Raw genomic sequence first — 24339 nt, 5'->3', positions numbered from 1 at the left:
GCGAATCGCATCGATCGCACCGACCGGAAAAACCAACCCCGCCGCTTCCACCACCGCCGTCACGCATGTACGTCTACCGCAATCCAACCTCCGTGTCCAGAGGCCACAAGTCGGGCAGGGTCAGATCCGCGCTGGGCATCAACCTGGAGGTCGACGCGGTCTACGACCGGTCCTCCCTCACGCGAGCCATCTGATGCGGCATCGCTTTTGCGCAAGAAGAGCGGGCTGAGGGCAGTCCGTCTCCTGACGTCACCTCGATCTGCGCGTCAACAGCGGCAAGGGGCTTGTCGGTTGCCATCTCCGCGTAGGCGGCCAGTGGCGACCAGACCGACCAGCTTCGTCAAGAATACCGCGCTGGTTGGATCGATCCAGTGCAAGTCCTCGATCAGCTGGGCCGCTGGTACGCCTTTGCTGAGCGCCATCGCAGTTGGTTTAGGGCTCTGTTAGTTTGTCACCACCAGTTTAAGACCGAGCCGCCGTGCGTGCTCCACCAGCGGTGGTGGGTTTGCGGGTGGCGCACTCGTTTGCGGCTCGCCCCCACCCGTGCCATGGTGCCGGCGTGGCGGATGCTCCAGCGATCGCACCTACCTGGCTCGAAGAACCGGAAGCTGACTGGCGCGCGGCGCAGGTCAGCTTGGTTGGCGCTGCCTACAACTGGACGTGCTTTCGGGCACAGCCGGCGGGCGAAGACGCGCTCAAGGCGTGGATGTATGCCTGTGCTCGAACGTCAATAGTCACACTGTAAACCCGATGGTGGGCTGGGCGGGGCATGAGCAACAAGGTGGGCAAGACTGTTGCGCTACCCAATCGGCCGGAGGGGTGGTGGTTCAGTTGGCGCGGGCGCATCGCTGCGGCGGTGCTGATTCCCGCCGGGGGCCTGGCGCTGTTTTCTCGGCCTATGATCGCCGGGGGAGTCTGGTTCGACATCGCCGCCGACGCGCTCGCCTGGATCAGCTTCTTGGCCGGGGCAACCCTGCGCTTCTGGGCGACCCTCTACATCGGCGGGCGCAAGGCTGAAGCTCTGGTGACTGAAGGCCCCTACTCGTTGTGCCGCCACCCGTTGTATTGGGGCTCGTGCCTCATGGCACTCTCGGTCGGCCTCTTCCTTCATAGTCTTACGATGATGAGCGCCATCGGGTTGATGGTGTTTGCGTACACCGCTGCGACGGTACCGGGCGAGGAGCGCTATCTCCGCGCGCGCTTTGGCGCTCAGTACAGTGAGTACGCGCAGCGGGTCGCTCGCTACCGGCCGCGGCTAGCGAACTTCCATGCTGGCGAAACGATCGAGGTGCGGATCAAAGGCCTGCGGATTGAGTGCGGCCGGGCGGCGAGGTGGATGTGGCTGCCGGTCATCGGCGCAATCATCGCCCATTTACGCAATCAGCCGTGGTGGCCGCAGCTGCTCTCGCTTCCATGATTGGTTCTCCCCGCGGCTGAACTCTTACGGGACCGTACGATGGCCCAGCACGAAGTCGGCACGAGCCGGCTAGATCGAGACAGCCAGGACTGGCAACTGGTGGCGGTGTTGCGCGAAGGTGGCGGGGCGCGCGCGGCGGTGCAGGTGGTGCAGCGGTACGGCCAGCCGGCGCTGCGCAAGGATTTCTCGCCTGCGCCCGCGTGGCTGCGTCGCACGGTCGGAGCACTGATGGCGCGGCGCGAGTTGGCGGCTTATCGACGGCTACAAGGCGTCGAGGGCGTTCCCAGACTACTCGGGTCCGCCGGCCGCGACGGCTTGCTCCTGGAGTACATCGCTGGGCGCCACACCGGCGCCTGCGCACCCACAGCCTTTACCGCCGCGTTCTTCGACGAGTTGGCCGTCATTCTGGCCAACCTCCGTGCGCGCGGCGTGCTGCACGGCGACGTCAAGCGCAACGTGCTGCGCACCGCCGAGGGGAGGCCCGTGCTCCTCGACTTCGGGGCCTCGTTCGTGATCCGCTGGTGGCTCTGGCCCCTGCGCCGTGGGTTGCTGCGGGTCGCTGCTGGTTACGACGCCCGCGCGGTTGCTAAGCTAAAACGCCAGGTCGCACCGCAGTTGCTGAACCTCGGCGACGAGCATATCCTAGCCTCACCCATGCCCTTCGAGGCGGCAGTCGATTTCGGGCAGCGCATACTCCGGCGCGGCACAGCGTGGATAGCGCGACGCGCCGGGGGCGAGGCGCCGCGCTGACAGAGCCCGCGGCACTGTCAGGGCGAGGCACGGTGAAGTCAGCGTGGGTTCCCGTTGGGTTGCTCGCCCGCTATTATGCGCACCCGGATGCGCCGGCTGCGATGATGGCCGCGCTGGCGACGGTGGCGCGGGTGCCGGCGGTGCGAAAGGAGAACGGTAATGTCTGACCGTGTTAGTGTGTCACTGAAAGACGGCGTCGCGGATGTGCGGCTGAACCGGCCGGAGAAACTCAACGCCCTCGATCAGGCGATGTTCGAGGGCTTGGTGGAGACCGGCAAAGCGCTGGCCGCCGACCGCGCGCTGCGGGCGGTGGTGTTGTCAGGCACCGGGCGCGCGTTTTGCGCCGGCCTCGACTTCGCCAGCTTCATGGCAATGGCGGCCGGCACCCCTGAGCGTGGCATGTCGCGTGGCTTGCTCGACCGCGCCGAGGGTAGTCCCGCCAATTACGCCCAACTCGCCGGCTGGCTTTGGGCCGAGCTGCCGGTGCCGGTAATCGCGGCCGTGCACGGTGTCGCTTTTGGCGGCGGCCTGCAAATCGCGCTCGGCGCCGACCTACGCCTGGTAACGCCCGATGCCCAACTCTCGGTGATGGAGATCAAGTGGGGTTTGATCCCCGACATGAGCGGCACGCAAACGTTGCGGCGGTTGGTGCGACTCGATGTCGCCAAGGAGCTGACGCTAACGGGGCGCGTGATCTCGGGCAGCGAGGCCGCCGCGCTCGGCTTGGCGACGCGCGTCAGTGACAAGCCGCTGGACGACGCCCTGGCCTTGGCGCACGAGCTGGCGCAGCGCTCGCCCGATGCTATCCGTGCCGCTAAGCGCCTGCTCAACCGCGCCTTCGCCGGCAGTGTCGAAGAAGGGCTGAGGCTCGAAGAAGCGATTCAACTGACGCTGATCGCCCGCCCCAATCAAGTCGAGGCGGTCCAGGCCAATCTGGAAAAACGCGCGCCGCGCTTCCAAGATCCGGAGTAAGCGCCCGGCCTGAGATCCTTATATAGCCGAGTGCGCTCACACGGGCTCGCTCGCGGCGCCGCCGTTGGCGTTGGCCGTTTGCGCCCGGGCCGTCCGGCGCGGGCGCTGGCGGGCGGAGGTCGACGGGACCACTAATTGGACCGAGGTGCCTTGTCCCGGCGCAGTGACGATGTCGAAGTCGGTGCCGAGCGCGGCGGCGCGCTCGCGCATGCCGATGATGCCGCCGCCGAGCACCGCGGCCGCGAGATCGAAACCGGCCCCGTTATCACTGATGCTGAGCACAGTGCTGTTCTCGCGCCGGGCCAATTGCACCGCTAGGCGCGAGGGGTTGGCGTGATGCACGGCGTTGGCGATCGCTTCTTGGGCAATGCGGTAAACGTCGCGCGTGGCCCAATCCGCCACCTCGATTTCGGCGAGCTCGAGTTCGAGACCGATGCCGTGGCCGCGCGTGAGTACGCGGGCATGGGAGGCGATGGCCTCGGCTAGTGACACGCTGCTGAGGTCAGGAGGACGCAGCTCATCGACCACCCGGCGCAGTTCTTCCATGACCCGGATGACGGCGTCGGCGGCGCCCTGTAGGCGGGCGCCGTTGGCCTGCCGGCCTTCGCCCTCGATGCGGAGCTTGACCGCCGTGAGGTCCTGCAACACGCCGTCGTGGAGCTCGCGCGCCAAGCGCCGGCGCTCGCTGTCGCGGGCGGCGCCGGCAGCCTGCTGCTTGAGTTGCGCCTCGCGCGCGAGACGTTCGAGCAGGAAGGCGTTTTCGATCGCCAGCGCCGAGTTCTGGGCGACTCCGCGCAGGATGTGCAGATCGGTGGCTCCGAACGGCTGCGGGGTGCGTCGAAACGCCGCCAGTGCACCCAAGGGTTTGCCCTGAGATGTGAGCATTGGGGACACGGCATAGGCGCGCACGCCATAACGATGGAGCAACGCCGCGGGAATGTGGGGGGCATCGTCCCGGCCGGTCACTTCCTGCCCGTTGAGCAGTGCGTCGATCAGCGCAAAGGCCCCACGCGGGACCGGCCGGCGGCGGATTTGCGCCAGCTCCTCGACGCTAAAGCCGAAGCCGGTCTCGCCGACATAAGCCTGCTCGGCGTCGCGCCACAAGTAGGTGATGTTCTTGTCGCAGCGCACCAAGCGCTGCACGATGCGCGAGAGGTGTGACAGCACGCTGCTGACCGAGGCCGTGCGCGTGTTGAGTTCGCGCGAGGCTTCGAGCAGCGACGTGGTCAGCCGCAAAGCCTCACGAAATTCCTCCGAGCGGGCCTCGTAGAAGGCCTGTCCCAAAATCGCGCCGCAGTGCAGCGCTAGGCGGCTGTAAGCGGCGAGCATCGCCGGCAGCTGCGGATTGCCGGCGCAGCGCCGGCGGGCTCGCGCCATGATCAACGCGGCGGCGGTCTCGAGCGAGAGATACAGCTGCGTCAACGTCGAGCGCAGCTCGGGATCGGACTCGCGCTGCGAGCGCAGCAAGCCGAGATCGTACTCCAGGGTTCCCTGGAACAGCGTTTTCAAGTCGCCCGTGCGGAAGTTGTCGAGCATGTTGGCCAGTAGCCACGAGTTGACCTGCACCAGTGCCTCGACCGCGTCGGGGCCCGAGACGTGCTCGCTGACCCGAGCCGCCAAGCCCTCGGCCAGTGGGCGGGCGATCTCCTCGATATCGCCCGCAAGCGCATTGGCTAGCTCGGCGACGGCCGCCTGATCTTCCGGCGTCCACGGCGCCAAGCTGGCAAAGCTACGGACTACATCCTCGCGGCCGGCAGGGCCGGTGCTGACGATGCCGGCCGACTCGAGTAGGTGCGAATCCCACTCGGCGGCGCGCTGAACGATCTTGCGGCCCGAGCGCTTGCGTCTTGGCATGGTGATCCTTTATCCGCGGGGTACGCCCCACGCCGCGTAGTGTAGCAGAGGCAGCATGGTCGCAAGAAGGAAAAAAAGCCGCTGTGGCTGCCGGCTCACGTCTTGTGTTCCCGCCGCCGGCGTGGGGAACGGGCTGAGGATAGCCCGTCACCAGAGCCTGAGCGCTTGCGCGCCCCGGGTTTCGGACGTTGACGGGAGCCGACTTCGATGGGGCCTAGCCGCTCTAGCAGCGCCAAGTCGATCTCACGCCGTTGCAGCGAAACGTTCACGACCTCCACCCGCACCCGGTCGCCGAGCCGGAAGCGCTGGCCTTTGCGCATGCCTTTGAGGCTCATCTCCGGCTCGATGAAGACGTAGCGATCGTCGGTCAGGGCGTCGAGGCGCACCAGCCCTTCGACCGGATAGGCATCGAGCTCGACGAAGAAGCCGAAGGACACGATCGACACGATTGTGCCCGCTTCGGGTTCGAGCAGGTGTGCGAGCATGAACTCGGCCTTCTTGAGATCGAGCATGGCGCGCTCGGCTTCCATGGCTTTACGCTCCGCCTGCGAGCTCTGAAGGCTGAGCGCCTCGATCGCCTCGGCGCCGGCATTCGCCGGCGCGCCGTCGAGCCAGCGCGTGAGTTGGCGGTGCACGAGCAGGTCGGGATAGCGGCGGATCGGTGAGGTGAAGTGGCAATAGAGCGGAAACGCCAGCCCGAAGTGGCCGGCGTTGGCGGTGGTGTATTGCGCTTGCTTGAGCGAGCGCAGCACCTGGCGTGAAAGCACACGCGCCAGCGGATGGCCCTGTAACTGGTTGAGCAAGTGCTGCACCTCGCGTGGCTGAACGCGGTCGCGGTAGTCGACGTGGAAACCGAAGGGCCCCAAGAAGCGGTTGAGATCGTCGATGTCCGCGGGATCGGGCGGCTCGTGGATGCGGTAGGGGAAAGGTATCTGCTGCGCCTGCAGAAAGACGGCGACGGCGCAGTTGGCTGCGAGCATGAATTCCTCGATCAGGCGGTGGGCGTCGTTGCGCTGGAACAGCCGCACGCCGACGCTGCGGCCCTCTTCGGAGAGATCGACGAGCGCCTCGGGCAAGTCGAGGTCAAGGGAGCCGGCTTGCACGCGGTTGCGGTAGAGCGTGTTCATGAAGCCGTGCATGAGCTGCAACTGCGGCAACAGCGGAGCGAATTCGGCGCGCCAGGCGTTGATTTCCGGGGTGCCGGCCTGCGACAGCAGCGCGGCCACTTTGGTGTAAGTGAGGCGGGCGCGGCTGACGATCACGCCGCGATAAATCCGCGCCGCCAGTCGCTGCCCGCCGCGGTCGAAGCGCATCTCCGCCACCAGCACCAGACGTGGCCGCCCCGGGTTGAGCGAGCACAGTTCGGCGGACAACTGGGGCGGCAGCATGGGGATGGCGCGGTCGGGAAAATAGACGCTGGTGCCGCGCCGCGCCGCCTCCGCATCCAGCGCCGACTCCGGCCGCACGTAGTGGGAGACATCGGCGATCGCTACCCACAGGCGGTAGCCAGCGCGTGTCTCTTCGAGGCAGACCGCATCGTCGAAGTCGCGCGCGCTCTCGCCATCAATGGTGACGAACGGCCGGGCGCGCAAATCCTCGCGCCCGGCGAGGTCGTGCTCGGCCGGATCGGGCGGCAGCTCAGCCGCCTCGGCCTGCACCGCCGGCGGGAATTCCGTGCGCAGCCCGTGCTCGGCGGCGATAGTGAGAAACTGCACCTCGGGATCATCGGCTGCGCCCAGCACCTCTTCGAGTTGGCCGCCGGGAGCACGCTCTGGTGCCGGCGGCCGGGTCAGCCGCACTCGCGCCACCAAGCCCGCCTGTGCCGGTTTCAACGCCGGCACTCCGAGAATGTCAACCGGCGGCAACAGCGTGCTCTCCGGCAGCAGACGCCAACCGCCGCGACGGTGTTCGAGGATGCCGATCACCAGCTCGTGCACACTATCGGTGACGGCGGCGACGCGCCCGACCACCCGGCGCAGGCGCGTATCACGGCGGACGATTTCCACCTCGACGCGATCGCCGTGCAGGGCGCTGCCCTCCATGCCGGAAGGAATGAGGATGTCGCGCGGATACTGGTCGGCGGCGCGGCCGAGCACTTCAACAAAGCCGTAGCCGGCGCGCACGCGAACGTAGCGCCCGGCGATGCGCCGCGTAGGCCGCGCGCAATCCACTCCTGTGGCTCCCCGCGGGCGTGGTGCTTGGGGCGAGCGCTCGAACTGGCGAATCCACTGATAGCGGGTCTTACCGATGCGGCGCAGCGTGTTGTTGGCGACTGCCGCTTCGAGCGCCAGCCGTAGCCGCTTGCGGTCGTAGCGCTCGAGTTCGAGTAAGCGCGCCAGCTCTTGAATCGACAACGGGCGCGGAGCACGCTGTTCGAGCAAGCTCAGCAAGGCCGCGCTGTCCGGATCGGCTTCAGGGCGCATGACGCCGGCCACCGTGCCCCCGCAATACCCCGCTGTCAAACGCGCCGCGGGCGGGCGCGGGCGGTACGCCCGCAGCCGATGCTTTCACCGGCTAGCGCGGCGGCATGCGCAGCGCGCCGTCGAGCCGGATGGTCTCGCCGTTGATCATCGCGTTCTCGACGATGTGGCGCGCCAAGGCGGCGAACTCGGCCGGGCGGCCGAGGCGCGACGGGAACGGAATCTGCGCCGCCAGCGCCTGGCGGGCCGGCTCCGGCAGCATCGCCAGCATCGGCGTATCGAAGGTGCCCGGGGCGATGGTGACGCAACGGATTCCGACTGAAGCCAGATCGCGTGCGATCGGCAGCGTCATGCCGACCACGCCGCCCTTCGAGGCCGAGTATGCGGCCTGGCCGATCTGCCCGTCGAAGGCGGCCACCGAAGCGGTGTTGATGATCACGCCGCGCTCGCCTTCGTCGTTGGGCTGGTTCTTGGCCATTTGCACCGCTGCCAGCCGCAGTACATTGAAGGTGCCGATCAGGTTGATTTCGATCACCTTGCTGAAGACCTCCAGCGGCATCGGCCCCGACTTGCTGACGGTCTTCATCGCCGCCCCGGTACCGGCGCAGTTTATGGTGATGTGGATTGTCCCGAACGCGGCGAGGGTCTTCTCTAGCGCCGCGCTGACTTCGGCGGCGCTGGTCACATCGGCCGCGGCGAAGATGACGCTCTTGCCCAGCTCGGCGGCGAGCTGCGCGCCGGTGGATTGAGGGCGATCCATGATCGCCACGCGCCCGCCATTGGCGACCAGCGTGCGCACCGTGGCCTCACCCAGGCCCGAAGCGCCGCCGGTTACGATCGCGACACTGCCTTCAATCTTCATGCTGCATCCTCCCTGCTGAGTTATGTGGCCCAAGGCGCAAGCTGCGGCGCGCGGGCCGCTCACCCATACTGGAGGCGCGCTCGGGATGCCAGAGGCTGCCCCGGCATCGGCTTGAACCGGCCCCGGCAATCGGGGCAGCAAGAGGCGAAAGCATGAGCCGGCAAGCAATCAAGCACACCGGGGCCGCGAGGGCTTGCCGCGCATCTTGCCCACGCATGGCCTGCGCCGCCATCGCAGTGCTGCTGTGGGCGGCCGCGACCGAGGCTTGGGTACGGGGGCGGCAACACCGTCCCGGTCGCAGGCAGTAACGGCAAGGTCACCGTAGTCCTGACCCGTCGCGTCTGCGCTAGTTGGCCGACTAGCCGCCTTCTCCTGGCAGCGTATCGCGGCCCTGTCAGCGACTTTGCCGTGGCTCTGGAGAACGGCGGTCGCTTCGTTGAAACCCCGTAGAAAACACGCTAAAGCCTGCCCGGCACGGGTTTCCCTGAAAGAGAGAGGTATATGGCGACGGTTATCACTTCCGAATGTATCAACTGCGGCGCATGCGAGCCGGAGTGCCCTAATACGGCGATTTATCAGGGCGGGGCCGAGTGGGAATTCAACGGCGCCAAGCATCCGGCGATCACCCAGGATACGTTCTTTATCGTCCCCGATAAGTGTACGGAGTGTGTCGGCTTCTTCGACCACGAAGCCTGTGCTGCCGTCTGTCCGGTGGACTGTTGCGTGCCCGATCCGCAGCGGCCGGAGACCGACGCGGTGCTGATCGAGCGGGCCAAGCAGCTCCACCCCGACAAGGATTTCCCCCCAGGCTACCCATCGCGGTTTACAAAAGCGGAGGGGGCAACCGCCGAGGCGCCGCCGGCGGCGGCGGCACCGGTACCGGCAGCAGCTCCGCCGCAGGCGGCGGCGAAGTCCGAGCCTGCGGCGGCACCAAAGCCCGCGGCGGCACCAAAGGCGGCGGCGCCGGCGGGCGGCCGAGTCGAGAAAGCCGTGGCGCCGCCGAAGGCAGCCAAAGGCCCGCGCGCGCCCAAGACCTTTCCGGGCGAACTCGCCGGGAGTTTCGAGGATGCCGCGGCCGTGCTGGTTGTTCCCACCGGCGGTGGATCGGCGCTGCTCAAGTGGGGCGTGGCCTTGGCTCAGCCGTTGGTTGGAGGCTTGCCGCCGGGTCAGAAGCGAGCCATCGAAGAAGCGGTGGGCGACCGGCGCTTCTTCACCGCGGCCGGTGCCACCGGCCTGAATATCCTACAGAACATGCTGATCTATCCGGCCATTGCGGCGACGGTCGGGGCGGTGGCGCTCGGGCGCGACGCGTTCACCACGCAGCTGACCGGGCTGATCGTGTTGGGTTTTACCATCGCCATGATCGAGACGATGCTGCGCTTGCGCGAGGCGGTGTTCGGCGCTGTGCCGCTGGATCGGGTGACCTACCGCGGTGCGACCTACTCCCTGCCGCTGGCGGCGCTGTTCGCGCCGTTGACCGGTTTGCTGCGGCGCTCGACCGAGACAGGGACGGTGGCCGTCGACGGTTTCCATGGCGGCGAGTTCGAGGACAAGCTCGAACGCGAACGCCGTTACGGCGAAGTCTATACGCTCAAGGAGCAAGGCCGGGGCTTCTTGTTGCGGCTGGAGTTTCCGCGCCGGGTGCCGCACTCGGCAGTCAAGGACGAGATGGGCATCCCCGACGAAATGCCGGATTACGACTACGAGTTAGGCTTGGAGAACGGCTTCTTCGTGATCAAAGGCCGGGTGGAAGATCCCAACGTACGCAAGGTGGCCGCCGTCTCGCCGGCTTTCCCGCCCAATTTCACCACTCACATAAAGTTGCCGGCTCCGGTGAGCGGCTTCAAGCACCGCTTCGTCGACAAGACGCTCGAAGTGGTGATGGTGAAGCAGTAGTCAAATGGGCAGCGCCCTCTTGGGGCTGGGGCATAACCTACCGCCGCTGGTCGAGACGGCGGCGGGCCGCCGGCCGATTGCTGCAAGCGGCGGCAGCTCCGACTTGGCGCTGCCGGCGGCCGAGCACGCGCTCGCTCAGGCGGGAGTTGCGGCCGGCGGCGTCGATTTCATTGTGTTTGCCACTGCCACACCCGATGTGACATTTCCGGGTGCCGCTTGCTACCTGCAGCACAAGCTGGCGTGCAATACGGTTGGCGCCTTGGACGTTCGCGCGCAATGCGCCGGCTTTCTCTTCGGCCTGTCGGTGGCCGACAAGTTCATCCGTGCCGGCAGCTATCGCCGGGTGCTACTGGTGGGAGCCGAAGTGCTGTCGCCGGGGCTCGATTACTCCGCCGGCGGCTTGCCGGTGGCGTCGTTGTTCGGCGACGGCGCCGCCGCCGCGCTGGTGGGGCCGGGTGCTGCCGGCGCGGGGGCGCTCGCGATCGTGGTCCATAGCGATGGGCGCCAGTACGACCGCTTCTGGTGCGAGTACCCGAGCAGCCGCCGGCATCCGACGCGAGTGACGGTGGCGGACTTTCAGGCCGGCCGCCATTTTCCCGCGCTGGATTTCGCGGCGGTGCGCCGCTTCGGCCTCGCTACCCTGCCGGCGGTGATCGATGAAGCGCTGGCGGTGGCGGGCGTGGCGCGCAGTCGTATCGATCGCTTCTTCGTCAGCCACGTCTTTGCCGACGTAGCCGATCAGGTTTCTGACCAACTTGGCATCGCTGCCAAGACGACCAACTGCACGACGCACAACGCCGGCCATCTGATGGCTGCTTCCATACCCGCGAGCCTGAGCGCGGCGATGGCCGCGGCTGAGGTGGGTGCGGGCGCCCGTGTCTGCTTGGCCGCTTGCGGTGCCGGCTTTACCTGGGGCGCGGCGGTGGTACAGCTATGAGCCCAGCGTTGCGCAACTCACGCATTGTTAGCGTCGCTCGCTGCGTGCCGGACAAGGTGGTGACCAATGACGACCTGGCCGGGCGCATGGAGACCTCGGACGAGTGGATTCAGCAGCGCACCGGGATCAAGCAACGCCACTACAGTGACGGCGACACCGGCGCGGCTGACCTGGGCGCGCGCGCCGCGGCCGAGGCCCTCGAGCGAGCGGGCATCCGGCCGCAGGACGTCGGCTGCGTGATCTTCGCCACCTTGAGCCCGGACTACGACATGCCGGCATCGGCGTGTGTGCTGCAGGCGCGCCTGGGCATGTCGGGCATGCCGGCCTTCGACGTGCGCAACCAGTGCTCGGGTTTGATCTACAGCCTGGCGATTGCCGACGCTTATGTAAAGACCGGCGCGTGTGAGTATGCGCTGGTGGTCGGCGCCGAAATCCACTCGACCGGCTTGGACTTGACTACGCGCGGGCGCGAGGTCGGCGTGATCTTCGGCGACGGCGCCGGCGCGCTGGTTATCGGGCCGTCGCCCGATCGGCAGCGCGGCATTCTCTCGACCCACCTGCACGCCGAGGGGCGCTTTGCCGAGATGCTGTGGCTGGAGTGCCCGGGCAGCCGTAGCCGCCCGCGGCTGAGCGAGGAGATGATTGTCGATGCCCGCGTGTTTCCGAAGATGCGCGGCCGCGAGGTCTTTCGCCAGGCGGTTACCCGCTTCCCCGAAGTCATCCACGAAGCCCTCGCCGCCAACGGGCTGACGACTGCTGACATCGATCTGCTCATCCCTCATCAAGCCAATCAGCGCATCAGCCAGATGGTAGCCATGGGTCTAGGATTACCAGAAGAAAAGTTATTCACCAACATCGAGCGCTACGGCAACACCACGGCGGCCTCGATTCCAATCGCCTTGTCCGAGGCCATCGAGGCGGGCCGGGTGCGGGAGGGCGCGTTGATCTGCCTGGCCGCCTTCGGTGCCGGCTTCACCTGGGCTGCGGCTCTGATCCGATGGTAGCGTAACCGATGGAGCTGCGCGTCGATCCGATGCAAGCCGAGGATCTCCCGCAGGTGCTGGAGATCGAGCGGCAATCGTTCCCGCAGCCGTGGACGGCGGGCCTGTTCTTGCATGAGTTGAAACTGCCGTTTTCACGCACCTTGCTGTTGCGCTCCTGCAACGGATCGCCGGCCGCTCTCGGCTACATTTGCCGCTGGCTGGTTGCCGAGGAAGTGCACATCTTGAACGTCGCCGTCCATCCCGATTACCGCGGGCGCGGTTTCGGACGGTTGCTGGTCGAGACGATCATCCACGAGGCACGGACGGCCGGCGCGCGGTTGGTGACGCTGGAGGTGCGCCGCCACAATGCGGCCGCGCTGCGCCTGTATCGCAAGCTGGGCTTCGCCGAAAAGGGCGTGCGGCGGAACTACTACGGGCGCGGGGACGACGCGATCATCATGACCCGCGAGTTGAGCGCCGGGGCTGGCGGCGAGCTGTCGCTGTAGCCGGCGCCGCTCTTGGGCCAGCGGGGCGCAAGCGCGCCCGTGATGGCGGCCCGCGAGTTCGGCGTCGAGCCCGGCGGCCAGCGGCGGATGCGAAGTATGCGATTCCCAGTCCACCTCATGACCGACATGATGCAGTGGCAGCTCAAGAACTGGTGGCGCGGTCGCCAGCGCTATCCGTATGTGCTGATGCTGGAGCCGCTGCATACCTGCAACTTAGCCTGCATTGGCTGCTCGCCGGAGCGATACAACGGCGACCTCAAGGATCGCTTGCCGCTGGCCGAGTGCTTGCGCGCGGTCGACGAGTCGGGCGCTCCGGTGGTTTCTATCTGCGGCGGTGAACCGACGATATATCCGGAGCTGCCCGAACTGATCGACGCCGTCGTCGGGCGCAAGCGGCAGGTCTATTTGTGCACCAACGGTACGCTGCTCGAGCGCTTTCTCAGTAAGGGCACGCCGCACCGGCGCTTGAGCATCAATGTGCACCTCGACGGCATGCAGGCCACCCACGACGCAGTGGTCAACCGCCCCGGCACTTTCGATAAGGCGATCGAGATGATCAAGCTGTCCAAGAGCCTCGGCTACCAGGTGAGCACCAACACCACCATCTATCGCCAGACCGAGATGGCGGAAGTCGAGCAGCTGCTGGCGTTGCTCGACGGCCTCGGCGTCGATGGGATGGTGCTGGCTCCGGGCTATCACTACGCGCCGATCAAGGGGAACCACTTCCTCATCCGCGACGAGATTCACCGGAAGTTCAGCCGTGTCTTGGAACTGTCGCGGCGCTACCGGCTGCACTCGACGCCGTTGTTTCTGGAGTTCGCCGCTGGCCTGCGCGATTATCCCTGCACGCCTTGGGGCAACCCGACGCGCACCCCCAAGGGCTGGAAGGCGCCCTGCTACCTCATCGAGCAGCAGCACTTCAATACCTTCGAGGAGTTTTGGAACGGGGTGGACTGGGACTACTGGGAGAAGCGCGAAGACCAGCGCTGCCGGAATTGCATGATGCACAGCGGCTTCGAGCCCTCGGTGGTGCGTCACCTGGGCACGAGCCTCAAGGACCTGGTCACCATGGCGCGCTGGAACTTCACCGGCTGAGAACGGCGCCGGTACTGGACGGCAGCGTGTGCGCGAGCGCGCGGGCCGGGTTGAAAGCTAACCGAGGCGAGGTGTGATGCAAAAGCAGACCGTACGCAACGTGAGCATCAGCTTGCTGTTGAGCGGGCTGTTTCTCTACCTGGCGTTTCGCACCGTGCCGCTGGCGGAGCTGGGCGCGGCGTTTCAGCGCTTCGACGTGCGCTGGTTGGTGCCGGCAGTGGCCATTAGCTTGGTGCTGCAAGTGTTGCGCGCCTGGCGCTGGCAGCTGGAGCTGCGGCCGCTTAGCCACATCGGGCTGGGGCAGGTCTGGCTGGTCACCTGCATCGCCTACATGGCGATCAACGTGCTGCCCGCGCGCTTGGGTGAAGTCGTGCGCCCGTGGCTGCTGTCGCGGCGCACCGCCATCAGCTTCGCCAACGTCGTCGGCAATCTGGTGGTGGAGAAGACCATGGATTCGCTGGTGATCCTCTTCTACATCCTGCTGGGGCTGCTGTCGGCGGCCAACCTGCCGGCGTGGGTGCGCCGCGGCGCGTTGTTTCCCGCTGCCGGTGCCGCCGTGCTGGTCGTGCTGGTGCTGGTGTTGTACTTCAGCGGCGAGGCCTTCTTCGCACGCCGGGTGGTGCGCTACTTGCCCGCGCGGGCGGGAACGCGCTTGCTGCGGGTGGTGCGCGCGGTGGTCGACGGCATGCGCATCTTGCCCGATCGCGGCCTGCTGGCCGGCGTCTTGGCCGTGTCGATCGCGCTTTGGTTCATGCCGATTCTTTCCAGCTACGTATTGATCCACGCCTTCGGCTTCGCGCTGCCCTTCAGCGCCGCGCTGATTGTCTTCATCTTCATCGGTTTCGGTACCGCGCTGCCGCAAGCCCCGGGCATGATTGGTACCTATCAATACGCCTGCATCTTGGCGCTCGGGTTGTTCGGTGTGCCCCGGGCTGACGCCCTTGCCTATGGGCTGGTGCTGAACGGCATTCAACTCACAACCCTGGTGGCACAGGGCGTAGTCGCGCTCGCCATCGCCCGTGTCGGCCTCGAAGACCTGCGCCCCGCTCGCCCCGGCGGGTGACGGGGGCACGGCAGCGTGGTAGTGACAACGGCCATGCGCGAACTGCTGCTGGCTCTTGCCATTGTGCTCGCGGCGGCGATGATTGCTGCCGGGTTTCGCTACACACCGATTCTGGCGGGTTCGGATTCGGAGGGGGTACTCGATCGCTGGACGGGCGCGGTCAGTTATCCCTGGCCGCAGCCTTGCAGCGAGATGAGCGAAGAGGGCGCCCGGCTGTAAAGCTCAGGCCGGCCGATACAAATGAGCAACGAACTCGGCGTAACCGTTGTACAGCTGCGTCGGCCGGCGCTCGCCGGTGCCCAGCATGCGCTCGCTGGCTTGTGACCAGCGGGGATGGGGTACCGCGGGGTTGACGTTGGACTCGAAGCTGTACTCCTGCGGTGCCAGGTCGTTCCAGAACGTGCGCGGGGGCGCAGCCACGAACTCGATGCGCACTATCGACTTCGGGCTCTTGTAGCCGTACTTCCACGGGATCGCCAGGCGCAAGGGCGCGCCGTGCTGCGCCGGCAGTTCGTGGCCATAAGCGCCGAGCGCTGCGAACGCCAACTCATTGGTGGCCTCGGCCAGCGAAAGGCCCTCGTAGTATGGCCAGGGATAGTCGCGCAACAATTGCCCGGGCGCCTGCTCGGGTCGCAAGAAGCTGACGAAGCGGATGTACTTGGCCGACGATAGAGGCTTGGCCTTCTCGATCAGGGCTTTGAGCGCGAAGCCCGTCCAGGGAATCGCCATGGCCCAGGCCTCGACGCAGCGGTGGCGATAGAGGCGTTCTTCGAGCGGCAGCGCGCGGGCGAGCTGCGCCACGTCCCATCTCTGCTCCTTCTCGACCAGGCCGGTGGCTTCGATCTGCCACGGCCAGGGGTGGAAGTTGCCGGTGAACTTGTAGACGTCCTTGTCTGGGGTGAACTCGTAGAAGTTGTTGTAGTGGCCGGCGGCATGCTCGTCGGTGAGCGGGCGATCGAGGGAAAAGCGCGAGTTGCGCGCCGCCGGGAACAAGCCGGTGATGGCGGTGCTGGCGGATTGAGGGGCGGAGGCTGGTGGGCCGGCGGTGCTCTCGCCGTTGCCGGCACAGGCCCCGAGCAGCGCGAGTGAGGTCGCGCCGGCCGTTTTCAGGAACTGCCGGCGGTCGAGGAATACCGGCTCGGGCGTCGCCACCCGTTCGGGCAACTCCCACGCGCGCGCAATCCTAATCGCTACCATCGCCTTACCTCGCTCAATCCAGCATGCGCCGCGGCGGCGGTTGCGGCAAGTGCGCCTCGGTCAGTCTGAGTGCCGGAGTGCTGGCGTGCACTTCTGTCACCGCACAAAACCTGGTAAGCCCCGCGCGCGGTATCGGAGTGGGCATGACGTTCGACGAGATTCTCGATGGGCTGGGCGGCGCGAGAGAGAACGGCAGCGTGGCATTGGCGCAGGCGGCCGAGTACCTCGACAAGACGTTGCGAGCCACTGGCGCGGACGTGACGCTCCACACTTTCACCTGCCGGCCATACTCCGGGCGGGTGGCCGGAGTGGTGTGTCTGACTCTGGCGCTGGCGTACTCGGCGCTGATGTGGCGGCGGCGCTGGGGCTGGGCGCTGGGGCTGGCGCTGCTGCTGCCGACGTATCTCCTGCTTGATTACGAGGGGCGGCTCCCCCTCTTTAGCCGTCTCGGAGAGTTGCCCGAGGCCAACGTGGTAGCGAGCTTTCCGGTAACCGATCCCGAGCGCACCGTGATCTTGAGCGCACACTACGATACCAAGACCGACTTGCTCGATCACTATCAGCGCGCTCCGATCCAGTTCCTGATCGTGCCGATGGCGATGCTGGCAGTGGCTTTTCCGCTCACCGGCCGGTGGCGGCGTTGGCGTGGTCGAGCAGAAGGCCACGTGCGCGGCTGGTCCGTCATCGTGCCGCTGTACTTCGCCGGTTTCGCTCTCGCCATGAGCGGCGGGGCCTTGGTTGCGGAGCGCAGCCCGGGCGCGCTCGATGACGGGGCGGCGGTGGCGACCCTGGTGAAGTTGGCCGAGAGCCTGGCCGCTGGTGAACCGCAGCTGGCACGCACCGAAGTGATGATCGTGCTCTTTGCCGGTGAAGAGGTGAACCTGCAGGGCTCGGCTGCCTTTGTGCGGGAGCGTTTGCCGTTGTTACCACCGCGGCCGCTATACGTGATCAACGGCGAGCTGTGGGGGGGCGGCCGGGTGCTGAGTTACTTCACCGCCGATCGCTCGCCGCTGCGTCGCTACGAGGCCGCAACCGCGTTGGTGCGTGTGCTCGACCGCGCCGCCCGCCGTGGCAATCACGGTGGCGGGATCGAGCCGGACGTGCAGCCGGTGACCACTGACGCACGTAGTTTCATGGCCGCCGGCATTCCTAGTGTTACGCTCGCCAGCCATCGTGAAGGCGAATCATACGTGCGCCAGCTGCACTCTCGTGCCGACACGCGCCAGCGGCTCCAGCCGGGGGCGCTCGATCGCATGCTGGCGTTTCTCAAGGCCGCCCTCGCCGAGATCGAGGCCAACGGCGTGCCGTCGCTCTAGACGGCTGCTGCAGTGACAGCATGTGTGGTGTGGTCACACATTGCCGCGCCGCCGCCGGTCGAGATTCCCCTGGACTTCTGCCGCTAACGGTGGCACGGGAGGGACGTGGCCAACGACAACGGCAACGCGCAACCGCCGGGGCTGCGGGCGGCGGCCGAAGCGCTCGAAGGCGAGTTGCGCCGGTTCGAGAGTCTGACCACGGCCATCGAGCACGGGCGGCTCGACTCCGAGAAACAGCTCAAGCAATCGGCCGAGCGGCTGCAAGAGCTGTTCGCCTGCGAAGAACGCCTCGGTGCTCACGTCCAAGCCTTGAATGCCGCCATCACGGCTGCGCAGGAACGGCAGCTAGCCCAGGCCAACCTGGTCCGCGTGCGGGCGGAAGAGATCAACCGGCGAGCCGAGTTGTTGCGGGCCTTGCTGGTGCGCTTCGAGTCACTCAAGGATGAGGCGATGCAGCTCAATCGCACGCTTCAGGAGCAGATGCCGCATGACGGCCAAGGCCTGACGCCGGAGAAGCTTCCGGCGCTGCTGCGCGTACTGCACGACTTGGATGAGCGCATGCAGCGGCTCGGTGGCGATGCGGCAAGTCTGATGCAAGCCGCCGATGGCGAGCGCTTTGCGGAAACCGCACGCCAGGCCGAGGCCTTCCGCCAGCAGCTGCTGTCAACGCGTAACCGAGTCAACGTGCTGCGCAAGAGCCTGGGCCAGGGCAACGGCAGCTAGGTGCCGGTCACTCAATCTCGTAGGTGACGTGCAGGTTGGCTGACACCGTCATCTCGCCGGGTTCGATCGGTGTCGGCGCGCGGACTTCGGCGGCCATGGCCATACCCTCAAATCGGCGGGACATCGGCATCGGTGCGGTGCTGGTGCTCGCCGACAACACGCCCTTCAGGCGGACGCCGAGTCCTTTGGCGACGCTTTCGGCCTGGGCTTGTGCATCGGCGCCGGCCTTTTCGATGGCGCCGCGCAGTACTTCGGCCCGCTGCGAGAGCGAGAACTGCAGCCCACTGATACGGTTGGCGCCGGCGGCGATGGCGGCGTCGATGAGCGCCCCGGCGCTATCGATCTTGCGGCTTTCCACTTGGACCTCGTTGCGGGCGACGTAGCCGGTGATGCGTGGCTCGCGGCTTTCCCCGGGGCGCGCGGTGTCGTAGCGCGGATCGAGCGAGTAGCGGGTGGAGCTGACGCTGTCACCGGCCGCGATCTGCGCCTTGAGTGCCGCGGCGACGGCGCTGCTGCGCTTGGCGTTTTCGGCCGCGGCGTCGGTAGCACGCGCGGCCGTAGTTTCGACTGCAAAGGAGACGGTGAGGCGGTCCGGTGGGGCCTGCACCTCCGCTTGGCCGGTTACAGCAATCGTGCGTTTGCGCTCGTCCGTCTTCTCCTCGGCAACCACTGTAGTGCCGGCAGTCAGCCCGACTAGGATCATGAGCGGTAGCCACTGGGTATGCCTGCGACTCATGTTCTCTCCTCCTCTTACCGCCTATCCCCTACGCCGGCAGCTGCGGCGGTGCAAACGCTCGCGCGCAGGCAGCGGAGGTGACGGCCGAGCTGATCACAGAAGCCGCGGCGGTAGTGCGCAGCGGCGTGTTTGCTGACAACGGCAAGGCTGGAGCGCGGCGGCAATAGCCCGCCCCAACTGCGGCCAGATGTTCGGCCGTGGGCCGGTGTCGCCGGTGCTTTGGGCCGCCTCCGGCAGCTACGGCAGGCAGGGGCTCAGCTGCGCCGGGGGGATGGTGCTCAGAACCGGCGCCGGCTTGACGTTGCTTGCGGTAACGCCGAGGGGCGGGTAGCCGCTGCGGTACTGGAACGAATTTGTTCCCGGGCTGACCGAGGAGACCGCCGAGACCTTCCCGTTAACCGTCAGCTGTTTGTGGGAGACAACCAGGTTGTTCCCATTCGGTCCGTCCGCGAGTAGGGAGCCGTCGCTATCGACGAGCACGTCGCAGCCGGAGATCTGGATAGTGCCCGCGTCAACCGCGCCCTTGGCGCTGATGCTCTTACCAACCGTGATATCGCCGCGCACCGCATCCTCCAGCTCCGAGCGTAGCGTAACCGAGCCACCGTTGGCGGCGCTGACGTCGAGTTGGCTGGTGGGGGTGGTGGTTACGCCGAAGCCGGTCGCGGTGATGGCGCCGCCGGTGGTCTTGCCTTTGGCGAGTAATTGCCCGCTGAGCGTGACCGGCTGGCTGTCGGCCGAAAGCGTGATGGCGCCGCCGGAGCTATCGTTGCCCCCTGCGCTGGTGTCGATGGCCGAGCCGGTGTTCGTGGTCAAAGCCGCGTTGCAGCTGATGGCGACCTCCCCGCCTTCACCTGCGGCCGGCGGGGTTGTGGTCGACGAAGAGGTCAGCTTGACCTTGCCGTCGATAGTGCAGGTGCCGGGTGATCCTTGGGTGGCGTCAACGAGCAGGTTGCCGGCCGTCGCTGCCTTGCCCGTGGCCTGAATTCGTCCGGGTTTCTCCAAGGCGAAGCTGCCACAGGTGAATCCTATCCCACCGGCAGGTAGGCCTTCGGCGTCGCCTTGGAGTTTGCCGGCGATAGTGCAAGCTCCAGCGGCGCTGAACTCGATCGCGGCGCTGGAATCACCGGGCCCAGGGCCGTCGTTGCGGATGCTGGAGCCTTCGTAGAGGCCGATGGCGCCGCTAGACGCTGCCAGCGTGACGGTTCCACCGCCGGCGGTCTTATGGCCGCCGGCGTCGATCTTACCGCCTTTGAGGAAAACCATGCCATCAGGGCAAAACAAGCTGACGGCACCCCCAACTCCGAAGCTGCCGGTGCCACGCGCTTCAAACTTGCCCTCGATAGTGCAGCTTTGTGCCTCCAGTGTGTTCACGCCCCCAGCGCCATCTTTGGCGTTGGTCACAACCGACGTGCCCGCATCGAGGTCTGCGGTGGTTGCAGCGGTTAGTGAAATGAACCCGCCCGTGGCATAGGCGCCCCCAGTGGCAGTGATAGCGGCGCCGGGAAGCAAGTTGAGTGAGGCAGCAGTGGTGATATCGACCGTGCCGCCGACGCCGCCGACCGGGAAGCCGAACTCGACGTAGTTCTTGCCGTCCGCCTCGATCTTGGCGCCGAAGTCGATCTGCTGCGTGGCGGTGAGGATTACATCGCCGCCGTTGGTGCCCGTGCCGCTGGCCTTCAAACTCACCCCGCGATCGATTCTCATTGATCCAGCCGCGCCGATGGAGGTCAGCTGAATCAAGCCGCCAACGCCGTCGGGTGCTGTGCCGACAGCTTCAGCGCTGCCTTTGTCGAAGAGAATACCGTTGCACGAGACGGTAACTGATCCGCCGGAACCCGCCAGCACCCCGACCTTGGTGGCGGTTGCAAGTAGCTTGCCCGAGATGGTGCACGAGCCGGTCGTGGCGAGGCTGATGTTCCCTCCGCTGGCTCCGCTACCGGCGGCTTTCAGCTTGGCGCTCTTGACGATGCTGACCGCTCCGTTCAAACCATACAAGGCGATCGTACCACCATCGAGGCCATCGCCGGCAGCGTTGGCATCGATGAGGCCGCCGTCCGGTACGCTTATGCCGCGACAGGTCACCGTCGCGCTGCCGCCGCTACCGCCAACACCGGCTTGCTTACCCGCGTTCAGCTGGATTGCGGGGAGGCTGCAGCCGGCGTTGCTCGTTATCGTCAGCGTACCGCCGCGGGCGCCGTTGCCGTTCGCTTTGATCTTTGCCCCCTTGGTCATCGCCAGAGGGCCGGAGCCGCCGGCCAGGGTGATCGAGCCGCCGCTGCCGCTGGCGCCGTTGGCTTCCAGCGAGCTGCCGCTGCCCAGAGATATACCGCCGACACAGCTCGCCGAGAGCGTACCGCCGGTGCCGCCGATGCCGTTAACGCGCGTAGCATTGGCGAGCAGCTTGCCGTCTAAAGTGCAGCCACCTGTGCTCTCGATCGTGATCCCACCGGCGTTGGTGGCGCGACCGGGGGCGGACAGCTGGGCGCCTTTCTCCACCGTCAGCGAACTGGCTCGCCTGATGGTGAACGACACACCGCTGGCGGCGTCGATGGCCGCACCGGGGTCGAGTCGGAAAGCCCGCCCGTTGAGGTCGAAGTCCCCCGTGCTCGGCACGACGAATTTGCCAGTGACTACGCACGGATTCGCACTCGGAAGGCACAGGTCGTTGATCGTGGTGGCGGGCAGGGCTGCGGCGTGTGCCGTGCGGCTACCAGCGGTGATCAGCAGTGTGGATAGTAGTAGTTGGCGAACAATGCCGTTATGCATCGGAGCCCCTCTCGTCATCTGCCTGTGCTTTCATCTCGTATGCAACGGTGCCGCCGGCTTTGTCAACAAGAAACCTACCGAGCGACAAGCTCGGCAGCAGGCTGCTCGCCACCACCAGCTGGCGGCGACCCAGCGCGCTTCGGGTGCTTAGGGTAGAGGCAGACACGGTTGCAGCTCGGGATTGACCACGCGCAGTGGCGCTGGGTTGATGCCGTTTTGGTCCTCGACTACCAGTTCATCGCGATACTCGAGCCGGTTCTGGCCCGGCGGGTTAGTGGCGACAGACGAGACCGCTGAGAGCTTTCCCTTCACCCAGAGCTTGGCATGGGCCGTCAGCTCATTCGACCCGCCCAGTTTGCCGTCGCTACGCAAGTAGCCATCGGGCTCGACGATCACGGTACACGCCTCGACCAGGATGACTCCGCCGCGGTTGTCGGCGCTACCGGAGCCACGGGCGCTGACGGCCTTGCCGATCATCACATCGCCCTTGGCCTGACCATCGAACAGCGAGCGCAGGAACACGTTGCCCGCGGTGCGCCCCCCGACCTCCAGGGAGCTCTTGCCAGTGGTCACTATACCCACGCCGGTAACGCTGATCTGGCCGGCGCTGCCGACAGCGCGGGCTTTGAGCTTACCATTCAACACCGCCGGGCCGGTCGCGGCCATGAGTTGGATGATGCCCCCGGCGCTGTCCGTGCCCGAGCCAATCGCATCGATGGTTGCGCTTTCGCCGACGTTAATGTCGCTGCCACAGATGACGTGCACCTCGCCGGCCCGGCCGCGCCAGACTGTTGGGGGAGTGGTGGAGCGGTCGGTGGTCGAGGAGGCATTAACACGGATTTTGCCGTCGATGGTACAGCTTGACGCCGGTGCGGTTGCGGAAGCGACAAGGCGCACCTGGCCGGCGTCCGAGCCGAGCCCATTGGCTTGCAGCAGGGCGCTGTTCTCGATCGTGATGTTACCGCAACTGATCTGGATGGGGGCCCCCGGTGCGCCTGCGCTGTCGGATTGAAACTTGCCGCCGATCGTACAGCTGCCGGCTGCGGCAACGTCTATGGCGTTAGCGCCGGCGAGGCTGGTGCCGGGGTTTTCTACCTGCGCCCCTTTCTCCAGTTGTACGCCGCCACCGGCCTGTATGGCGACAAAGCCAGTTATGCCGGTTGTGGCCGCGCCGGCGTCGAGGTCGCCGTCGCGGCTGAGAAAGAGGTCGCCAGCACAGCTGAGGGTGATCTCACCGCCGCGCGCCGCGGTTCCGAGGCCGCGGGACTCGATCGTGCCGGCCAGCCAGCAATTGCCCCCGGCCACGGCCGAGACGTGACCGCCGACACCGTCTTTGGCACTGGCAAGGATTCCCGTTCCTTTGGCCACGTAAATGTCCGACCCGGCAGTCAGCGTGATCTCCCCGGCTGCGGCCGAGCGGCTGGCGTTGGCACTGATGCTCGCCCCGGGCAGGAGATTCAGGTAGCCGGCGCACGCCAGACTGACCGTGCCGCCGCCGTCGCCGAACGGCGGTTGTCCCGAGCGATAGATCTCCTTGCCGTCGGCCTGCAACCGAGCCCCCACCTCGCAGCCGCCGGGGCTGCTCAGCGCGATCGTCCCGCCGCGAACAGCGACACCGGTGGCTTTGAGCGTGACCCCCTTGTCGATTCGCAGGAGCTCGGAGGTGCCGGTGGCGAAAAGTGTAACTGCCCCTCCCGCGCCCACTGGGCCGCCGCCGATGGCCTCTGCCCCGCCGCGGTCGACCGTGATGCTGTCGCAGGTGACCGTGAAGCTGCCGCCGTTGCCGGCCAAGCCGCTGTTTGCAATCGAGTTAACACTCGCCTTTCCGGACCACAGGCAAGTACCTAGGCTGCTGACCTCGATCGCGCCGCCCGGTGCGGCCACGCCGTTAGCCCCCAGTTTGACGCCCCTTTCGACAACGAGCGGAGCGCTCTGGGCGTTGAGAACGATGTAACCGCCGGCGTTCGAGGAGTCCGCGGAGTAGCCGGCCGCGTTGGCATCAATGCTGGCGCCCTCTGCCAGCGTTATGCCGTTGCAGATGATGTCGGCCGAGCCGCCGGCGCCACCGACGGTGTTGGTGATGAACGCACTTAGCTGCACCGTGGCCGCGACGGTGCAGCTGGCGGTACTGGCTATAGTCAGATCGCCGCCACGGTTGCCGGTGCCGTTGGCTCGGATTCGTGCCCCCTTCAGCGACGTCAGCGAGCCGTTACCGGCATCGAGCGTGATTTGGCCGCCGCGTCCGCCGGCGCCGTTGGCTTCGACAGCGCCGGCTGCGCCCAGACTGATACCGTTGCACGTGAGCGACACGCTGCCGCCGGCGCCGGCCACCCCGCCTATGCGCGCCGTACTTGCCAGTATCTTGCCGGCGAGCAAGCACGGTCCGGTGCTTGTGATTGTCAACGTTCCAGCGTCCATGCCGCGCCCGATGGCCGTGATCTCGGCGCCCTTTTCCAAGGTGATGCCGGCGGCCTGGACGATCGAAAAACTCCCACCGTTCTCGGCATCTAGGGAAGCGACGGGCGAGAGCCGCAGCAGCCGGCCTGCGAGATCGAGCTCTGCGCCGCTGGCAATGAGCACGGGCCCGGACACCTCACAGGCGTCGGGAAAGCTCCCCGGGCAGATTTCTGTGACGGTGGTTGCGCGTTGCCGCGGAGCTGCGCCGAGATTGCCTATGAGAATGAGAAGCCACACCGACCAGCCACCTAAGTACTCCATCTCGCAATTACGGTGACGTATTTTGATCATGCAATCACGCAGCTTTGGCAAGGGGACACTCCTTCGCGTGGAGTTTTTCCAGCAGACTGGCGAGGTCCTGCCGGGTGAAGGTCCACCGAAACGGCGTC

General features: G+C 66.6%; 19 protein-coding genes and 1 pseudogene. 13 read left to right on the top strand and 7 right to left on the bottom strand.

Annotation, left to right across the window (positions count from 1 at the left end; translation table 11 throughout):
* The first annotated feature begins 478 nt into the window (after positions 1-478).
* The 4 genes from HY699_09030 to HY699_09015 all read left to right on the top strand — a co-directional run bounded on the left by HY699_09030 (position 479) and on the right by HY699_09015 (position 3139).
* Positions 479-745 carry a HEPN domain-containing protein gene (locus HY699_09030; protein MBI4515941.1) on the top strand — a complete coding sequence of 89 codons (267 nt, stop codon included), beginning with the start codon at positions 479-481 and terminating at the stop codon, positions 743-745.
* Positions 746-769: 24 nt separating this feature from the next.
* Entirely contained in the window at positions 770-1417 is a 648-nt protein-coding gene (locus HY699_09025) for an isoprenylcysteine carboxylmethyltransferase family protein (GenBank protein MBI4515940.1), read from the top strand.
* A 39-nt stretch (positions 1418-1456) separates the two neighbouring features.
* On the top strand, positions 1457-2167 hold the full coding sequence (locus HY699_09020) for a hypothetical protein (protein ID MBI4515939.1): 711 nt from the start codon (positions 1457-1459) through the stop codon (positions 2165-2167).
* Between the two features lie 159 nt (positions 2168-2326).
* Complete coding sequence (locus HY699_09015) at positions 2327-3139, top strand: crotonase/enoyl-CoA hydratase family protein (protein ID MBI4515938.1); 813 nt, start codon at positions 2327-2329, stop codon at positions 3137-3139.
* Between the two features lie 36 nt (positions 3140-3175).
* Here HY699_09015 and HY699_09010 read toward each other — a convergent pair whose 3' ends face one another.
* From HY699_09010 to HY699_09000, 3 genes are all read right to left on the bottom strand, one after another.
* The gene (locus HY699_09010) at positions 3176-4993 is read right to left on the bottom strand and encodes a GAF domain-containing sensor histidine kinase (GenBank protein MBI4515937.1); all 1818 of its coding nucleotides are present in this window, start codon (positions 4991-4993) and stop codon (positions 3176-3178) included.
* 95 nt (positions 4994-5088) lie between these two features.
* Positions 5089-7416: a ribonuclease R gene (gene rnr, locus HY699_09005; GenBank protein MBI4515936.1), complete on the bottom strand. Its 2328-nt coding sequence runs from the start codon at positions 7414-7416 to the stop codon at positions 5089-5091.
* Between the two features lie 91 nt (positions 7417-7507).
* Positions 7508-8275: a 3-hydroxyacyl-CoA dehydrogenase gene (locus HY699_09000; protein ID MBI4515935.1), complete on the bottom strand. Its 768-nt coding sequence runs from the start codon at positions 8273-8275 to the stop codon at positions 7508-7510.
* A 501-nt stretch (positions 8276-8776) separates the two neighbouring features.
* Here HY699_09000 and HY699_08995 point away from each other — a divergent pair.
* The 7 genes and pseudogenes from HY699_08995 to HY699_08965 all read left to right on the top strand — a co-directional run bounded on the left by HY699_08995 (position 8777) and on the right by HY699_08965 (position 14974).
* A pseudogene (locus HY699_08995) lies at positions 8777-9046 on the top strand (4Fe-4S dicluster domain-containing protein).
* Positions 9047-10175: 1129 nt separating this feature from the next.
* Entirely contained in the window at positions 10176-11108 is a 933-nt protein-coding gene (locus HY699_08990; protein ID MBI4515934.1) for a 3-oxoacyl-ACP synthase III family protein, read from the top strand.
* The gene (locus tag HY699_08985) at positions 11105-12112 is read left to right on the top strand and encodes a ketoacyl-ACP synthase III (GenBank protein ID MBI4515933.1); all 1008 of its coding nucleotides are present in this window, start codon (positions 11105-11107) and stop codon (positions 12110-12112) included. Before HY699_08990 ends, HY699_08985 begins: the two co-directional genes overlap by 4 nt.
* A gap of 8 nt (positions 12113-12120) precedes the next feature.
* On the top strand, positions 12121-12597 hold the full coding sequence (rimI, locus tag HY699_08980; GenBank protein MBI4515932.1) for a ribosomal protein S18-alanine N-acetyltransferase: 477 nt from the start codon (positions 12121-12123) through the stop codon (positions 12595-12597).
* 96 nt (positions 12598-12693) lie between these two features.
* Positions 12694-13692 (top strand): adenosyl-hopene transferase HpnH, encoded by a 999-nt coding sequence (hpnH, locus tag HY699_08975; protein ID MBI4515931.1) that lies wholly within the window; start codon positions 12694-12696, stop codon positions 13690-13692.
* 76 nt (positions 13693-13768) lie between these two features.
* A complete protein-coding gene (locus tag HY699_08970) occupies positions 13769-14755 on the top strand; it encodes a flippase-like domain-containing protein (protein MBI4515930.1) in 987 nt (328 codons plus the stop codon).
* A 33-nt stretch (positions 14756-14788) separates the two neighbouring features.
* Positions 14789-14974 (top strand): hypothetical protein, encoded by a 186-nt coding sequence (locus HY699_08965; GenBank protein MBI4515929.1) that lies wholly within the window; start codon positions 14789-14791, stop codon positions 14972-14974.
* Positions 14975-14977: 3 nt separating this feature from the next.
* On the opposite strand, the gene msrP is transcribed toward HY699_08965, so the two are convergent.
* Positions 14978-15952, bottom strand: a complete 975-nt coding sequence (msrP, locus tag HY699_08960) for a protein-methionine-sulfoxide reductase catalytic subunit MsrP (GenBank protein ID MBI4515928.1) — start codon at positions 15950-15952, stop codon at positions 14978-14980.
* Between the two features lie 143 nt (positions 15953-16095).
* Between msrP and HY699_08955 the strand changes: the two genes are divergently transcribed.
* Together HY699_08955 and HY699_08950 are read left to right on the top strand one after the other, a co-directional pair.
* Positions 16096-17268 (top strand): M28 family peptidase, encoded by a 1173-nt coding sequence (locus HY699_08955; GenBank protein ID MBI4515927.1) that lies wholly within the window; start codon positions 16096-16098, stop codon positions 17266-17268.
* Positions 17269-17373: 105 nt separating this feature from the next.
* A complete protein-coding gene (locus HY699_08950; GenBank protein MBI4515926.1) occupies positions 17374-17991 on the top strand; it encodes a hypothetical protein in 618 nt (205 codons plus the stop codon).
* A 7-nt stretch (positions 17992-17998) separates the two neighbouring features.
* Here the strand turns inward: HY699_08950 and HY699_08945 are convergent, their stop codons facing one another.
* The 3 genes from HY699_08945 to HY699_08935 all read right to left on the bottom strand — a co-directional run bounded on the left by HY699_08945 (position 17999) and on the right by HY699_08935 (position 24241).
* Complete coding sequence (locus HY699_08945; protein MBI4515925.1) at positions 17999-18727, bottom strand: SIMPL domain-containing protein; 729 nt, start codon at positions 18725-18727, stop codon at positions 17999-18001.
* A 237-nt stretch (positions 18728-18964) separates the two neighbouring features.
* Positions 18965-21493, bottom strand: coding sequence for a hypothetical protein (locus tag HY699_08940; protein MBI4515924.1), 2529 nt, complete (start codon positions 21491-21493; stop codon positions 18965-18967).
* A 147-nt stretch (positions 21494-21640) separates the two neighbouring features.
* A complete protein-coding gene (locus tag HY699_08935) occupies positions 21641-24241 on the bottom strand; it encodes a hypothetical protein (protein MBI4515923.1) in 2601 nt (866 codons plus the stop codon).
* Positions 24242-24339 lie beyond the last annotated feature (98 nt).

The organism is Deltaproteobacteria bacterium, assembly GCA_016210005.1.
GTDB lineage: Bacteria > Desulfobacterota > Binatia > HRBIN30 > JACQVA1 > JACQVA1.
This window is presented reverse-complemented; position numbering and strand designations above follow the sequence as displayed.

Excerpts from the sequence above, each read along its gene's own strand:
- HY699_09025 (MBI4515940.1), top strand. The coding sequence starts at position 770 with ATGAGCAACAAGGTGGGCAAGACTGTTGCGCTACCCAATCGGCCGGAG.
- HY699_09020 (MBI4515939.1), top strand. The coding sequence starts at position 1,457 with ATGGCCCAGCACGAAGTCGGCACGAGCCGGCTAGATCGAGACAGCCAG.
- HY699_09015 (MBI4515938.1), top strand. The coding sequence starts at position 2,327 with ATGTCTGACCGTGTTAGTGTGTCACTGAAAGACGGCGTCGCGGATGTG.
- HY699_09010 (MBI4515937.1), bottom strand. The coding sequence starts at position 4,993 with ATGCCAAGACGCAAGCGCTCGGGCCGCAAGATCGTTCAGCGCGCCGCC.
- rnr (MBI4515936.1), bottom strand. The coding sequence starts at position 7,416 with ATGCGCCCTGAAGCCGATCCGGACAGCGCGGCCTTGCTGAGCTTGCTC.
- HY699_09000 (MBI4515935.1), bottom strand. The coding sequence starts at position 8,275 with ATGAAGATTGAAGGCAGTGTCGCGATCGTAACCGGCGGCGCTTCGGGC.
- HY699_08990 (MBI4515934.1), top strand. The coding sequence starts at position 10,176 with ATGGGCAGCGCCCTCTTGGGGCTGGGGCATAACCTACCGCCGCTGGTC.
- HY699_08985 (MBI4515933.1), top strand. The coding sequence starts at position 11,105 with ATGAGCCCAGCGTTGCGCAACTCACGCATTGTTAGCGTCGCTCGCTGC.
- rimI (MBI4515932.1), top strand. The coding sequence starts at position 12,121 with ATGGAGCTGCGCGTCGATCCGATGCAAGCCGAGGATCTCCCGCAGGTG.
- hpnH (MBI4515931.1), top strand. The coding sequence starts at position 12,694 with ATGCGATTCCCAGTCCACCTCATGACCGACATGATGCAGTGGCAGCTC.
- HY699_08970 (MBI4515930.1), top strand. The coding sequence starts at position 13,769 with ATGCAAAAGCAGACCGTACGCAACGTGAGCATCAGCTTGCTGTTGAGC.
- HY699_08965 (MBI4515929.1), top strand. The coding sequence starts at position 14,789 with ATGCGCGAACTGCTGCTGGCTCTTGCCATTGTGCTCGCGGCGGCGATG.
- msrP (MBI4515928.1), bottom strand. The coding sequence starts at position 15,952 with ATGGTAGCGATTAGGATTGCGCGCGCGTGGGAGTTGCCCGAACGGGTG.
- HY699_08955 (MBI4515927.1), top strand. The coding sequence starts at position 16,096 with ATGACGTTCGACGAGATTCTCGATGGGCTGGGCGGCGCGAGAGAGAAC.
- HY699_08945 (MBI4515925.1), bottom strand. The coding sequence starts at position 18,727 with ATGAGTCGCAGGCATACCCAGTGGCTACCGCTCATGATCCTAGTCGGG.
- HY699_08940 (MBI4515924.1), bottom strand. The coding sequence starts at position 21,493 with ATGCATAACGGCATTGTTCGCCAACTACTACTATCCACACTGCTGATC.
- HY699_08935 (MBI4515923.1), bottom strand. The coding sequence starts at position 24,241 with ATGATCAAAATACGTCACCGTAATTGCGAGATGGAGTACTTAGGTGGC.